The 14977-nt window shown below is 60.3% G+C and carries 13 protein-coding genes; 3 read left to right on the top strand and 10 right to left on the bottom strand.

What is annotated here, in order from left to right:
- Positions 1-10 precede the first annotated feature (10 nt).
- Positions 11-1414: a DNA polymerase Y family protein gene (locus tag HDE80_RS06145; RefSeq protein WP_184668787.1), complete on the top strand. Its 1404-nt coding sequence runs from the start codon at positions 11-13 to the stop codon at positions 1412-1414.
- The gene (locus HDE80_RS06150; protein WP_184668794.1) at positions 1411-4482 is read left to right on the top strand and encodes an error-prone DNA polymerase; all 3072 of its coding nucleotides are present in this window, start codon (positions 1411-1413) and stop codon (positions 4480-4482) included. The genes HDE80_RS06145 and HDE80_RS06150 overlap by 4 nt, the downstream gene beginning before the upstream one ends.
- Before the next feature lie 296 nt (positions 4483-4778).
- Here the strand turns inward: HDE80_RS06150 and HDE80_RS06155 are convergent, their stop codons facing one another.
- The 8 genes from HDE80_RS06155 to HDE80_RS06190 all read right to left on the bottom strand — a co-directional run bounded on the left by HDE80_RS06155 (position 4779) and on the right by HDE80_RS06190 (position 10990).
- Entirely contained in the window at positions 4779-5162 is a 384-nt protein-coding gene (locus HDE80_RS06155; protein WP_184601595.1) for a hypothetical protein, read from the bottom strand.
- A gap of 400 nt (positions 5163-5562) precedes the next feature.
- A complete protein-coding gene (locus HDE80_RS06160; protein WP_184668796.1) occupies positions 5563-6549 on the bottom strand; it encodes an aldo/keto reductase in 987 nt (328 codons plus the stop codon).
- Between the two features lie 72 nt (positions 6550-6621).
- Positions 6622-7035 (bottom strand): cupin domain-containing protein, encoded by a 414-nt coding sequence (locus tag HDE80_RS06165; protein ID WP_184601597.1) that lies wholly within the window; start codon positions 7033-7035, stop codon positions 6622-6624.
- 69 nt (positions 7036-7104) lie between these two features.
- On the bottom strand, positions 7105-7896 hold the full coding sequence (locus HDE80_RS06170) for an SDR family oxidoreductase (RefSeq protein WP_255483595.1): 792 nt from the start codon (positions 7894-7896) through the stop codon (positions 7105-7107).
- 74 nt (positions 7897-7970) lie between these two features.
- The gene (locus HDE80_RS06175; RefSeq protein ID WP_184601599.1) at positions 7971-8345 is read right to left on the bottom strand and encodes a DUF2255 family protein; all 375 of its coding nucleotides are present in this window, start codon (positions 8343-8345) and stop codon (positions 7971-7973) included.
- Positions 8346-8380: 35 nt separating this feature from the next.
- A complete protein-coding gene (locus tag HDE80_RS06180; RefSeq protein WP_255483596.1) occupies positions 8381-9589 on the bottom strand; it encodes an NAD(P)-dependent alcohol dehydrogenase in 1209 nt (402 codons plus the stop codon).
- A 96-nt stretch (positions 9590-9685) separates the two neighbouring features.
- Positions 9686-10474 carry a carboxymuconolactone decarboxylase family protein gene (locus HDE80_RS22145; protein WP_184601600.1) on the bottom strand — a complete coding sequence of 263 codons (789 nt, stop codon included), beginning with the start codon at positions 10472-10474 and terminating at the stop codon, positions 9686-9688.
- A 69-nt stretch (positions 10475-10543) separates the two neighbouring features.
- Positions 10544-10990: a cupin domain-containing protein gene (locus HDE80_RS06190; RefSeq protein ID WP_345776416.1), complete on the bottom strand. Its 447-nt coding sequence runs from the start codon at positions 10988-10990 to the stop codon at positions 10544-10546.
- Between the two features lie 520 nt (positions 10991-11510).
- Here HDE80_RS06190 and HDE80_RS06195 point away from each other — a divergent pair.
- Entirely contained in the window at positions 11511-12707 is a 1197-nt protein-coding gene (locus HDE80_RS06195; protein ID WP_255483597.1) for a multidrug effflux MFS transporter, read from the top strand.
- A 303-nt stretch (positions 12708-13010) separates the two neighbouring features.
- Here the strand turns inward: HDE80_RS06195 and HDE80_RS06205 are convergent, their stop codons facing one another.
- Both HDE80_RS06205 and HDE80_RS06210 read right to left on the bottom strand, forming a co-directional pair.
- Positions 13011-13904: a LysR family transcriptional regulator gene (locus tag HDE80_RS06205; RefSeq protein ID WP_184601602.1), complete on the bottom strand. Its 894-nt coding sequence runs from the start codon at positions 13902-13904 to the stop codon at positions 13011-13013.
- 309 nt (positions 13905-14213) lie between these two features.
- Positions 14214-14977: autotransporter outer membrane beta-barrel domain-containing protein (locus tag HDE80_RS06210; protein ID WP_184668803.1), on the bottom strand; the 764-nt coding region annotated here is incomplete at its 5' end.

The raw sequence follows: 14977 nt of genomic DNA on the forward strand, positions 1-14977 counted from the left end.
GCGCTCAGACATGCTTTGGGCCTGCATCTACCTGCCGCATCTGGCCTTGGATGGAATTCTCCGACGCCGTCCCACCGAGGGACCGTTGGTGCTGGTCGACGGGCCGATCAATGCACGCACGATCGTTTCAGCCAATGATGCCGCTCGAACGGCAGGCTTGCATGTCGGACAACGACTGAGCGCGGCGCAAGCGCTGCTGTCGCAATTCGAAGCGATCCCGTATGACCGCGAATCGGTGGATCGATGGCACCGGTTCCTAGCTGCCGTGGCTTACCGCTATAGCTCCGAAGTCAGTTTGTTGCCGCATGCGATCGTGCTGGAAGTCAGCAAGAGCATGGGCCTCTTTGGACCGTGGCCACGGCTTGAATCCATGCTGCGGACGGACTTCACCGATCTGGGATTCCGTCATCGCTTGGCGGCGGCACCAACGGCTCATGCCGCCCACGTGCTGACCACGGTTTCGGATGGGCAAGCGGTGTTATCCGTGGACACGCTGCGCAACGCCTTGCAGCGGGTGCCGATTGAGAAGAGTCGATTACCAGCAAACGTCATCGCGGCGTTGCCAAGCATGGGCATCCGCACGTTGGGCCAAGTGCTAGTGCTGCCGCGTGATGGGCTGCGTCGACGCTTCGGTGCGGAACTGTTGGCGTCATTGGATCGTCTGACCGGTGACCTACCTTCTGGCTTGGCGTTGTATCGCCCACCGGATACGTTCGATCTGCGTATCGAGCTGCATCATGAAGTGGAAAATCAGTCGGCGTTGATTTTCCCCGTGCGGCGCATGGTCGATGATCTTGCGGCTTATCTCGCGAGCCGCGATGGCGGTATTCAACGGTTTCTGTTGCGCCTTGAACATCGTGATGGCCGATATACCGATGTGTCCGTAGGGCTGCTGGCATCGGAGCGCGACGGTGCGATGTTGTTTGAATTCGCACGGGGCCGACTGGAACACGTCGTGCTTCCCGAGCCAGTGCTTGCGCTGCGTCTGATCGCACGTGACCTGCCGGCGTTTGTACCGGCGGGGCGGGATCTCTTCGATGAGCGACCGGCGAATGCATTGCCGATCGAACAACTGCGCGAGCGATTGCGTGCGCGGCTGGGCGATGGTGCGGTCTATCGATTGGGCAGCACGCAGGATCCAAGGCCCGAGCGTGCTCAGCGCGAAGCCACGCATGATGAAGTGCCGGTTGAGCCGCATCCACGCCCCACGTGGCTGCTTCAACGGCCTATTCCGTTGCGCGGTGGGGATCCGATCATCCTGGCTGGTCCGGAGCGCCTCGAAACGGGTTGGTGGGATGGCGGTGAAGTCTGTCGCGACTATTACGTCATCGAGACCTCCTTGGGACAGGAGGCCTGGGCGTTCTGTGCCCCCGACGAACAGATCGGCTGGATGATCCACGGGTGGTTCGCATGACAGCCTACGCGGAGCTCCATTGCCTCTCGAACTTCTCCTTCGGCCGTGGCGCATCCAGTGCACGCGAGTTGTTCGAGCGGGCGAAGACGTGTGGTTATGCGGCACTGGCGATCACCGATGAGTGCTCACTCGCCGGTATCGTCCGCGCACTGGAAGCCTCGCGCGACACGGGCGTGCCGTTGATCGTCGGTTCGGAAATCCAGCTCGACGATGGCCCGAAGATTGTCGTGTTGTGCGAAACGAAAGAAGGGTACACGTCGCTGTGTGGCCTCATCACCACGGGACGGCGCGCCTCGGAGAAAGGGTCCTATCGCCTGACGCGCGCCGACGTGGCTACCGGTCTGCCGGGCACGTTGGTTCTGTGGGCTCCCGATCTGATCGTCGACGTGGCTCACGGTCGCTGGGTGCGACAAACGTTCGGCGATCGCGCCTGGTTGGCCGTTGAGCTGCATCGTGGACCGAACGATGCGCGAAGGATGCGCGAGCTTGAAGCGATCGGCCGCGAGATCGCCCTGCCGCTGGTCGCGGCGGGTGACGTGCATATGCACGTCCGGCACCGACTGGCCTTGCAGCACACGCTCACCGCGATCCGGCACCGCGTGCCCGTCGCCGAAGCAGGCGGATTGATCGCACGCAACGGCGAACGGCACCTGCGTCGCCGCCACAAGCTCGCCAAGCTCTACCCCGAGGCGTTGCTCGAAGAAAGCGCCCGGATCGCCGCCCGGTGCACCTTTACGCTCGGCGAGCTGCGTTACCGCTATCCGGCCGAACTCGTGCCGAAAGGCCACACCGCCACCAGCTGGTTGCGTCAACTGGCGGAAGAGGGTGCGCGATGGCGATGGCCCGAGGGTGTGCCGGAGAAAGTGCACAAGCAGATCGAGCACGAGCTGGGACTGATCGAAGCACTGCGTTTCGAGTCCTATTTCCTGACGGTGCACGACATCGTGCGCTTCGCGCGCAGCCAGGGCATCCTTTGCCAGGGCCGAGGGTCCGCGGCCAATTCATCGGTGTGCTTCGCACTCGGCGTGACCGAGGTCGACCCGATGAAGATGAGTCTGCTGGTCGAGCGATTCATCTCCAAGGAGCGCAACGAGCCACCCGACATCGACATCGACTTCGAGCACGAGCGCCGTGAGGAAGTCATCCAGTACATCTATCGCAAATACGGGCGTGAGCGTGCCGCTCTGGCGGCCACTGTCATCTGCTATCGCGGCAAGAGTGCCGTGCGGGATGTGGCCAAGGCCATGGGATTGCCACTCGATCAGGTCGATCAGTTGAGCCAGGTATTCGCATGGTCGAACGGTGATGCCTCACTCGCTGAGCGGTTGCGCGAGCGTGGGTTCGATCCTGAGAGTGCAGTCATCCGACGCGTCATCAAGTTGACGACCGAGATCCTTGACATGCCTCGGCACCTGTCGCAGCACGTCGGCGGGTTTGTGATCTCCGATGCTCCCCTGAGCGAACTGGTGCCGGTGGAGAACGCCGCGATGCCCGATCGCACGATCATCCAGTGGGACAAGGATGACCTCGACACGATGAATCTGCTGAAGGTCGATTGCTTGGCCTTGGGCATGCTCACGTGCGTGCAGAAATGCTTGAACATGCTGCGCGATCAGCGCGGGCAGGCTTACTCGATGGCCACATTGCCGTTGGAGGATCCAGATACCTACGCCATGATCCAGCGCGCCGACACGGTGGGCGTGTTCCAGATCGAGTCACGCGCGCAGATGGCCATGTTGCCGCGGCACCGCCCAGAGAACTTCTTCGATCTCGTGGTGCAAGTCGCGATCGTTCGGCCAGGTCCCATCCAGGGTGACATGGTGCATCCATATCTGCGGCGGCGTAGGGGCGAGGAGCCCGTCGACTACCCGTCGGAAGAGTTGAAGGAAGTGTTCGAACGCACGCTCGGTGTACCGCTGTTCCAGGAGCAGGTGATGAAGCTAGCCATGGTCGCCGCTGGTTATACGGCAGGCGAAGCGGATGGGCTTCGGCGTGACATGGCCGCGTGGAAGCGGCGGGGTGGCTTGGAGAAGCATCGCGAACGCATCCTCACCGGCATGACCGATCGGGGTTACACCACCGCCTTTGCCGAGAGGTTGTTCGAGCAGATGAAGGGCTTCGGATCGTATGGGTTTCCCGAATCACATGCGGCTAGTTTCGCTGGCATCGTCTATGCGAGCTGCTGGCTGAAGTGTCACGAGCCCGCGGCCTTCACCTGCGCACTGTTGAACAGCCAGCCCATGGGCTTCTATGCGCCGAGCCAGATCGTGCAAGACGCCCGGCGCCATGACATCGATGTTTTTCCTATCGACGTCCAGTGCAGCGATTGGGATAACACGCTTATCACCCGCGAAGACGAACCTCCTGCCATCCAGCTTGGGCTACGCCAGGTGCGCGGATTCAGCGAAGAAGCTGCACAGCGGATCATGGCGGCACGCGAACAGCGGCCGTTCGCCAACATCGCGGATCTCTGCGCGCGAGCAGTCGTGGACAAGCGCCATCAGGACTTGTTGGCGCAGGCCAGTGCCTTGCGGGGTCTGTCACGGCATCGGCACCACGCGCACTGGGAGATCGCCGGTGTCGAAAAGCAGCTGCCGCTCTTCGGTAACGTCAGTCCGGCAGAGATCGAGGTGGTATTGCCGAAGCCGACGCAGGCCGAGGACACGCTGGCCGACTACGCGCGAACTGGCCTGACGCTGGGCGTGCACCCCATGGCGCAAATCAGAGATCGGCTACGCGCCGCTCGATGCGTGGACTCAAGGACGCTGCGCAAGCGCCCTCACAACAGCTATGCGCGTGTTGCGGGCGTCGTCACGATACGTCAGCGACCACAGACGGCCAGCGGTGTCACGTTCCTCACGATGGAAGACGAACATGGCATGGTCAACGTCGTCGTCTGGCGCGATGTCGCCGAAACCCATAGACGGGTGTTACTGGAATCAGAACTGCTGGGAATCGATGGGCGGTGGGAATCGGTCGATGGCGTATGCCATCTGATTGCCAGTCGATTGCTCGACATGAGCGAGTTGCTCGGAGGTCTGGATGTGCGGTCGCGAGATTTTCATTGAGACATCGCGGGCATCGCGGGTGATAACAGCCAAAAGCGATGCGCCGCCGTTGCGTGCGTCCGAGCGAATGCATCACACGACCGATCTACAGTCACCAGGCCGCCGACCACTGTGATTCGCTGAAGCCGATGTCGACCGGCGAAAACCGACCCATTTGAGCCGGTCGCGAACGTCCGCTTTGGGGGCGTCCATTTTTCCGGGAGTGGCGGGAAATATCGGCCGTGCGAGCAGACCCGATGCGATAGCTGCGTTTCCCGGGGGCCTGCCGGCGCGAGCCCCTGGCATGGCGTTCACTGTCAGCCGAGATGAAGCTGGCGAGCAGCAGCCTCGGCAGTGTCTTCCGGGCGCGTGTTGAATGCGATGACGGCGCCCGGCGCTGCCTTATGGACAATGTTCACCACCGTCTCAAACAGCACCAGGCTCTTCGGCGGAATTCTGAGGCCACCACCGATCACCACACAGTCATAAGTTGCGCTCTTCAGTTGTTTTTCGAGCGTGACGCTGCCGGCCTCGTCGGGCGTGATCATGCACGTGTCGCCCTGCCATCCGCGCTCCTGGATCTTGGTGACGGCAACGGCGATACCCGCATTGATCTTGTCGGCATCAAAACCCGGAGGAAGCGATGGGTCGGAAAAATCCACGGTCTCCGGCTTCTGGCCGACAAACAGGATGCGGGTCATTCGGTTTTCTCCATGTAGCTGGGAATTGGAAAGCTCTGACCACGGACTCGGCAAGCACTATCTTGCCGTAAATGGCCAACGCGCCAAGCGTACAGCAGGATCATGTTCGTCCAAAGAAATGAACCAGTCCACACCTGTCATGGCGGCGCTCCTGACCAAGCATCGGCCACGCAGTCCTGGGTCAACTGTGCCGACATCTCACTCTTTACCTAATATTTAATCGAAAACGAAGAGCACTTCTAAAAGCTCAAGCCTGCGTATTCTGCTGAAACCCGCCACCCGTTACGGCCGCAAACCCACCAGCTCTAATGCTTCCAAAGCGGCCACTTGTAATGCTTCAAACCCACCACGGACTTTGGTGTCCGTAGATTTGCCCCGATCAGAACGACCGCAAGGAACGTTACCAAGCATAGGCCTTGGGCGCTTCTCCGCCCGGTCCTGGCCAGATCTTGTCGAGTTGCTCGAGCACGTCATCCGAAAGAACCACATCGACGGCGCGAAGGTTCTCCTTGAGCTGTTCAACCGTACGCGGACCGATGATGGGAGCGGTGACTGCCGGGTTACGCAGCAGCCACGCCAGCGCGACGTCCGAAGGCTTTTCTCCAATGTCACGGCAGAGCGACTCATAGGCTTCGAGCTGCGGCCTAAGTCGCTCGATTTGCTGCGTGACTTTTGGCTTTGCCCGCCGACCTTCTGCCGCCTTCCGCAACACTCCACCCAGCAGGCCACCGCCGATTGGACTCCACGGTACAAGGCCAAGGCCGAAATGCCGACAGGCCGGAATGACCTCTAACTCAATAGTGCGTGCCGTCAAGTTGTAGAGACTTTGCTCAGATGCCAGCCCCATGAACGAACGCGCTATAGCCGTCGACTGAGCCGTAGCAATGTCCCAGCCAGCGAAGTTGCTGCTGCCAACGTAGATGACTTTACCCTGTCGCACGAGCACCTCCATCGCCTGCCAGATCTCCTCCCAAGGCGTGCTGCGATCGATGTGGTGCATCTGGTACAGGTCGATGTGGCCTGTCTGCAGCCGACGCAGGCTTTCCTCACAGGCTTTTCGGATGTGGTAAGCCGAGAGATGACGGTCATTCGGGCCAGTTTCCATCGGCTGATAGACCTTTGTGGCAAGGACAATCCGCTCTCGACGACCGCCTTGAGCTAGCCATCGCCCGATATATTCTTCGGAAATCCCGTAGCCTTTCTCCATGTCTGGAGAATTGGGGCCGCCGTAGACATCCGCCGTATCAAAGTAGTTGATGCCAGCGTCCAGCGCCGCATCCATGATCTCAAAGCTCGTCGACTCGTTCGTCAATTCGCCAAAATTCATTGTGCCCAGGCAAAGCCGACTCACTTTCAGTCCGGTACGGCCAAGATGTTTGTAGTGCATAGGTACCTGTCCTCGAAAGCTTGTCGCTTAGCTTAGAAACGGGTTATCACAATCCCTGTAGCGCTGGGTTGATTAGGGCTTGGGAGATGGCCCGACCGAATATTCTTCGTCGGTAACCTTTTCAAGCCATACAACGTTCACGCCATCCAGGGCCTCCTGGACCGCAATATGCGTCATCGATGTGCTTGGCGAAGCGCCGTGCCAGTGCTTGTGGCCTGGCGGACAGATAAGGATGTCGCCCGCGTTGATCTCGACGATCGCGCCACCTTCGCACTGCGTCCAGCCCTTACCCGCGGTAACAAGTAACACCTGCCCCAAAGGATGGGTGTGCCACGCGGATCGAGCGCCCGGTTCGAACGTAACCGTAGCTCCCGTTATGCGCGCGTCACCCGCTCCCTTGAAGGGCGCGTCGATTCGCACGGTGCCCGTGAAGTAATCGCTCGGCCCCTTAGCGGACGGCACAGAGCCATTGCGGATGATGTCCATAGTGTTCTCCTGCGAATGAAGGCGAAGCGCGGCGGCTACCCAAGTAGCTGCCGCGAAGCGAAACAATAATCAGTGGGCGACGAACCCACCGTCGACGGGCAGAGCGACACCGAGAATGAGGCTAGCGGCAGGGCTGCAAAGCCAAAGCACAGCGGCAGCGACCTCTTCAGGACGGCCCATGCGGCCAATCGGCTGCTGCTTCAGGAATTCCTTCATCGCAGCGGGGTCAATCGCGTCCCCCATGGGCGTGTCAATGCAACCAGGGCATACCGCATTCACGCGGATGCCCTTGGCAGCGTAGTCCAGGGCCGCCGCCTTGGTGATGCCGATAACGCCGTGCTTGCTGCCGTGATAAGCCGCACGCCCAGCAAGACCAACGAGACCGCCAAGCGACGAGCAGTTGACGATCGCGCCGCTTCCCTGCTTGCGCATTTGCAGGAGCTCATGCTTCATGCAGGTCCATACGCCGCGTAAATTGACGGCGTTGACCTGGTCGAAACCTTCGCCGGTTTCATCGGTGATGTCGCCCATGGGACCGAGGATGCCCGCGTTGTTGTAGGCCATATCAAGGCGGCCAAACTCAGCGACTGTGCGCTCGACCATCGCGGCCGCCTGCGCTTCGTCAGTGACGTCGCATACGATGGCGATGACTTTGTGACCCGCTTTCTCTAGCGTATCGGTGGCCGTCCGCAATGCGTCGACGTTGATGTCTGCCAGCGCAACGGCAGCTCCGGATTCCGCGAATGCCTTGGCCGCCGCGAAGCCCATGCCGGTGCTCGCGCCCGTGACGAGCGCAACTTGTCCGTTAAAGTCGTAGGTGGGATTCATGTTTAAGTCCTTTGTAGATTTGGGGAAATTCATGTGCACGATCGTCCGCTTTTGGGTGGTCGGCCGCTGTCATATGTTCACGTTGGTACCGTTCGTTAGATTGCCGCTTAGCCAGCGGGGCGAATTCGTACGGTCGCGGACCGGCTTTCATTCCGGATCATCGGCGCGAGATAGGTGTGACCCGCATATTTCGCTTGATAGGCCGCATCGATCTGGTTGTTGAGCGCGTCCTGCACCAACTCGAAAGTCACGGGAAGGTCCATGTCTACGATGGTGATGCGGCCGGCACCCTGTGCGAGCGCCGCCTGGAACCACCGCGAGGCGCGCCCGTGATAAGCACGCGCATAGAGCTCATCGCCGACGACAACCGACCAGATCCACGTCGGCGTTCCCGGTGTCGTACCGTCTTGCCGAAACGGCGCGACATGCAAATCGTCTGATTGTTTAATGCGTTCGAGTTGTTCGTGGCTCCAGGTATTCATTGCCAACCTCTGTGTTCTTATCGTTTATTTGCCTGTCAGCCGGCGCGCTTGGATGACGCGAAATCGATCACGTAGCGGTAGCGCACGCTTTTGTCGATCACGCCCTCGAAAGCTGTGTTGATCTCATCCGGCCGGATGAGCTGTACCTGGGCCTTGATGTTCCGCGCAGCGCAGTAATCGACCACCTCCTGTGTTTCGGCAATGCCGCCGATAATCGATCCGGCCAGTGCGCGCCGGCCTATCGCTAGGTGCAGGCCGTTGACTTCTTTCAATGGCTCCATGGCACCGACGTTCACCAGCGTACCGTTCAACTTCAGCAGGTCGATGAAAGCCTGCATCGGATAGCCGTTAGGTACGGTCGAGATGATCAGATCGAACTTGCCAGCGTGTGCCTTCATGGCCGCGGCATCCGTGGAGAGCACCGCATCCGTTGCGCCTAGACGCTTGGCATCCCCGAGTTTCGATGATGTGGTCGTAAACACGGTGACCTCGGCATGGCGGGCCGCAGCAAGTTGCACGGCCACATGGCCAAGTCCGCCCATGCCCACGACTCCCACGCGCTGACCACGTTCGAGTTTCCAGTGCTGCATCGGCGAGAAGGTCGTGACACCTGCGCAGAGCAATGGCGCCATGGCGGCAAGGTCCGCACCCGGGGGGATGCGGATGACAAAATGATCCTTAACGACAACGCGGTCCGAATACCCACCGAAGGTGTAGCCACCGGTATGCGCATCCGGCGAGCCATACGTCTGAGTCATGCCCTTTTCGCAGTACTGCTCTAGATCGTCCTGACAAGGCTCACACACGCCGCAGGAGTCCACGATGCAGCCCACGCCGCCGATGTCGCCTACCTGAAACTTGGTGACTTCGGTACCGACGGCAATGACACGCCCGACAATTTCGTGGCCGGGCACGCACGGGTACTGCGTCGGCCCCCATTCACCACGAACAGTGTGGATGTCGGAGTGACACACGCCGCAGTACAGAATGTCCAGGAGGACGTCGCGTGGACCGACTGCACGTCGTGAGATCGTAAGTGATCCTAGCGGCGCAGTCGCACTTTTCGCGCCCACAGCGCGTACGTTCTGTGCGGCGGCCGCCGAGGGGTCATTTCGTATGCCGCCACGATTGCCACTGGAGGCTGCCATGGCGCCCAGCATGGGGGCTGCCATCAATCCGGCGCCCGCCTTGAGCACCCTGCGCCGGCCGGCGACCGATTTTTCTTCCGTATAGGTTTGTGTCATTTCATGGTCCTTTGGTGCAACTTGAGAATTTCATGGCGCCCCGCGCGTCGCGTCGCACTCCTTGAGAGCACGGGCCAATGTCATTGGCGTTTTTACTCAGCCGGGACGTTTGGCGAGCACATCTTTTACGACCGGGATAGCCGAGAAGACATTCGGCCAGCCCGCGTAGAATTCGAGATGCGTCAACACCTCACCGACCTGCGCCTTCGTCAGGCCGTTGTCCATCGCCCGATTTAGGTGGTAAGGGATTTGCGCAACCTGGCCGTTGGCGATCAGGGCACTGACGGTAACGAGGCTACGGTCGCGGGGCGCAAGCCCGGGGCGCAGCCATAAGTTGTGGAAAACCACTTCGCTGGTGTAGTGGACGACGCCAGGAGAGATCGCGCCTGCGTTCTCCTGCACAGCGCTCGCGCGTAAGGCCTCAGCCTTCTCGTCGATCGGCATGAGGTCCGGTTCAGCCGGTGGCAACTGCGCGGCCGTCACGCCGCGATCGTGGAATACATCCTTGGCGACGGCCACCGCAGCCGTAGCATTTGCCCACCCTGCGTAGAACGCGAGATGCGTGATGATTTCCGACAGCTCAGCCGGCGTCACCCCGTTGTCGAGCGCACGATTGAAATAAAATGGCATTTCGATGACCTGGTTTCTCGCGATCAGCGCAGCAATGGTCACCACGCTGCGATCTCTTGGGCTAAGGCCAGGGCGCGACCACAACTCGCCAAGAAGGGTGGTCTCGGTGTAGCGGGCTAGCGCGGGCGACACCGCGCGCGTCTCATCGAGCGTCGGGGCGACGATCGGTGCGCGCGCTGGCGGTAGGGTCGATGCACTGCTTATCGACACGTGCAGTAGCGGAATGATGGCAAGTCCAAGAATTGAATAGCGCATAGTGATTTCCGGCGAAGTAAAGGGAGTGCCCCGCTAGCGGGTGTAGTCGGCGTCGGAGACTTTTTCCATTCAGGTCACATTTCGGCCGTCGACCGTTTCTTGGGCGGCGAGCTGCGTCATGGCGGTGGTCGCGGTCGCGCCGTGCCAGTGCTTCACCCCCGGAGGCGTCCAGATAACGTCTCCCGCATGAACGGTCTGACGTGGATGACCTTCTTGCTGCACCCAGCCAGTGCCGCCCACGATGACCAGCAATTGCCCTAGAGGATGCGTATGCCAGGCGGATCGAGCGCCCGGCTCGAAGGTGACGTATCCGGCCGACAGTCGGGATGGTGCACGCGGTTGGAGAAGGACCGGGTCAATGCGCGCCGCACCGGTGAAGTTGCTCGCGGGACCGACGATGGACGGCTGGCTTCCCGTGGGCACGATGACTATGTCGCTACCCGACGCGCCTGTCGCGGTCATCGGTACGAGGGCCAGCGAAAGCCAAGCCGTAAACACCAAATAGTTTCTTTCCACCGCCGTTTCTCCGTCCGTCGCTCGCGAATCGTTCGACGTGGGACCACCGTCCCGTATTCGTCGCTGTGATGCAGGACTACTGTTTTACGCGCTTACATTCGATTGATTAAGACCATTTAATTGCTTGGACCTATGAATTAAATTCATGACTAGACAGGGGCAGTAAGTATCCCCCGGCAAAGCCGGGGGCTTTAACGATTGCTGGCCCCTCAAAGGGGCCTTTTCGCAATCGAGAATCAAGTGCTCGCCATTCAACCCTTGATGCACCGGCTTCACCATTCCAAGCCAGAATTTGCCTTCGATTCGATATCTGCGCTTGAACTACCTCAATGCCGACAGCTACTTCTTTAAACGTCAAACTGCTACTGCCACCCCGGCAGAGCCGGGGGAACTCCCGATTGGTTTAGGAAGTAGCATTCGCGGCCAGCGCCTCATGTGAGGTCAGAAGAGAGCCCGCATGCCGTCCTCGCCGCTCGCAAGAGCCCCAAGACCACGCAGTGAAGCCGTCCGCGATTACTGGATGTTGGCCGTGACGAGTCTGCTCATGGCATTCGCGTCCATCTCGACGGACCTTTATTTGCCCGCCATGCCGACTATGGTGCGAGATCTGGGCGTCACGCCTGGCGTGGCCGCCATGACGGTCTCGACCTACCTGATCGGATTCAGTGCGGGACAGCTAATTTGGGGTCCTCTGAGCGATCGCTTTGGTCGACGCGCGCCCATTCTCGCCGGGCTGTTGGTGTTTATCCTGGGATCGGCCGGCTGCGCTCTGGCAGGCTCGGGTACCGCCATTGTTTGCTCGCGAGCCATCCAGGCGATCGGGGCGTGCGCAAGTGTGGTGCTTGCCCGGGCCATGGTGCGCGACCGATTCGCAGGGGTACGTGGCGCGCAGGTCATGTCGTCCCTGATGACGGTCATGGCTATCGCGCCGCTGCTTGGTCCCTCCATCGGAAGCCTCGTGCTCGAAGTCACCGGGTCATGGCGAGCGATCTTTTGGCTTTTGGTTGCGACGGGAATAGCTACCGCCTGCGCGGTGTGGACTCTTCCGGAGACGCTGCCCACGGCGCGCCGCTGTAATGCGGGATTGTTGACGGCGTTCCTGCAGTACAAGCAGCTTATGCTGCAACCGCGGCTGCTAGCTTTTGCAGGTGCGCTGGGTTTCTTCTACGCGGGTACGTTCGCCTATATCGCAGCCTCACCCTTCATATATATCGAGTATTTTCGCCTCGCACCATCGAGGTACGCGCTCATCTTCTCTGCCGGAGTCGCCGGCCTCATGGTGGCCAACCTCGTTAACCGGCGACTGGTGCCACGCATCGGCGCCGTTCGACTGCTGCGCGCTGGTGCGATCGGTGCAGGTGTAGCCGGCGGGGTGATGCTGATAGCCGTCACGCTTCGCATCGGTGGGCTCTGGGGTGTGTTTGTGCCGGCGATCGCATTCGTGGCCGCTACAGGATTTATCGTGGCTAACGGCGTCACCGCAGCACTCGAAGATCTGCCAACGGGCACGGGAGCTGCGTCAGCATTGTTAGGAGCCATCCAGTATGGCGGCGGGGTTCTCGGCGCTGCTGTCGTGGGCGCTCTGTCAGACAAAGCACCCTTTCCCGTCGCTGCGGTCGTCGCCGTGACAGGGGCGGGATGCGTCGCGTGTGCCTTCGCTATAACACTGCACGGTCCTTCCCAGCGGGAAGCAGATGTTGCGACAGCGCAGTCATAGCCGGTTGCGCTAGGCCCGTTAATGAATTCAGTTCATGCTGAGGAAAGGCATGGGCGACTCCACGCCCGGTGAGTATTTTCCTACCCCTGCGCTAACGATTGCCCGCAGCCTAATTATTTTGGGAGGACTAGTCGGGGACAACTTACGCACGAACGAGCCGTCGGGTGTCGTGCCGACAATCGATGCGCGCACGGGCGCCCTGGTTTGGGCGCGGGACATCGTGATGGCCTTTGCGCTGCCGAAGAAATAGTGAGTCCAGAGCTAGCCAGCAGTGCGACATTGTCCAGGTAGGTAGCACCCGCGCTACTTGCGATACCGCAAAGCATCCACGACAAGACGAAGGGCCGGCGACGACTGTCGCCGGCTCGGATAATAGGCGTGGAGGCCCGGCCAAACAGGCGACCAGTCTTGCAGCACGTATTGCAGGTGACCGGCCTTTACGTGCGGCTCGGCCAGGTCTTCCGGGATAAATGCGAGCCCAAATCCGGCAACCACTGCTTCAACGACCTGGACAATTCCGTTGAAGCTCACTTGCCCATCGACGCGTACTTGTACCTCGCTCTTTCCCTTTTCCAACTGCCAGGCATAAAGACCGCCATAGGACGCCAGGTAAAGGTTTATACAGCGAAAACCCAGCAGGTCCTGCGGGGTGCGCGGCCGGCTTTTGCCCTTCAAATACTGTGGCGCTCCGACAACCGTCATACGTATATCCGGCCCGATCCGCACCGCGATCATATCCTTGGCGACCTGATCGCCGTAGCGAATACCCAGATCGAAGCGTTGCGCGACGATGTCTGTCAGCCCGTGGTCAATGATCGTCTCCACCTTTAGATCGGGATAGGCGGGCAGAAGCTCTTGGAGTTTTGGCCAGATGACTGTGTGGAACGCGTAATCCGCCGTTGTGATGCGGAGGGTGCCGCTAAGTTTTCCGCGTAACCCTTTGACGGCTACCACTTCGGCATCGATTTCTTCGAAGTGCGGGGTAATCGATGCAATTAATCGGTCGCCCGCTTCCGTGGGCGTCACGCTACGCGTGCTGCGATTCAATAGACGAACGTCCAGTCTCGTCTCGAGTAACCGGATCGCATGGCTGAGCGCGGACTGTGAAATACCTAGCTGGGCGGCAGCCTTGGTGAAGCTTTGTTCGCGCGCTACCGCCAAAAACGCAAGTAGGTCACCATAGTTTTCACGCGCCATTGATGAATCTCGCTCATGCAATCGTCGCCACTCTACCATCGGCAGTCGGACACCTATCGCATCTGGCGACAGTCATGCCGTGCGAGCGCAGCGAGTCCAAGGGTGAATCACACGACGTGTTCGAGGCAAAAAAAACGGCCTATGTTGATAGGCCGCTTCGAAAATGCTCGGGGTCGACTTCCGCTTTACAGAAATGTCTGCCGAGCGTGTTTTCAACAACTAATCAGAACGTAGCTCGGTAAGACGCCGCTCATCACCTCGTCCTGATAGGTTTGTGCACCAGGGGACCCGTGTCTGATCGATCGTCGATCAGAACGCCAACGCGACCTGGGCTTTCACGCCGCGATCGTTTTCGTGGCTGGCGTGAGCATAGGTACCGTCGAGGCTGGCCGTCCAACCATGACGGAGTTCGGCCGACAGGCCCCCACTGACGGTTTCGAGCAGTCGACCCGTCTTGACGCCATCGGTGCGGAACGCTGTGCCTGGCGCGGCTTCAAAGCTGACGTCTGCGGTGCCCATGGCGTCACCTTGCTGGCGACCGATGGCGACCGTGAGCTCCGGCATGATCGTTCCGCCGTCAGCCTGAACATCCTGCGACAGATGCAGGCCGCTGGAGATCACGGAGGACTCCCTACTGTTGCCATGCACATTCACGTCCAGCGACTGGCCGCTGTCTTCCTGCACCAGACCGTGCTTTACGTAGGCGCCGTCATAGGCGACAAACGGCACCACTTGCGTGCTGCCAAAGCTGCCGCGATAGCCCAGCTCCAGGGATAGGGCCGCGGCGTTTTGATGATACGAAGCACTGGCGGTCTGTCCCACCGCATTGCCCACGGTGACATAGCGGGTGGTGCGCACCTGGGGGTTGGCATAGCCCATATTCGCGTTTCCATACCACGCATCATTCGGGCCGAACACGCCAGCGAGATAAAAGCCGAACTGCGGTGTATTCAAACGGGCATGATCACCGTTGGACAGATTCAGATTGGCACGGTTCTGCCCAACGAACGCCCCGAGCTTGAGCCAATCAGCGATCTGGTTTTGCAGGCCGGCGTAGCTGCCTTGATCGTCTA

Origin of the sequence: Rhodanobacter sp. A1T4 (assembly GCF_014207185.1) — a bacterium.
Classification (GTDB): domain Bacteria; phylum Pseudomonadota; class Gammaproteobacteria; order Xanthomonadales; family Rhodanobacteraceae; genus Rhodanobacter.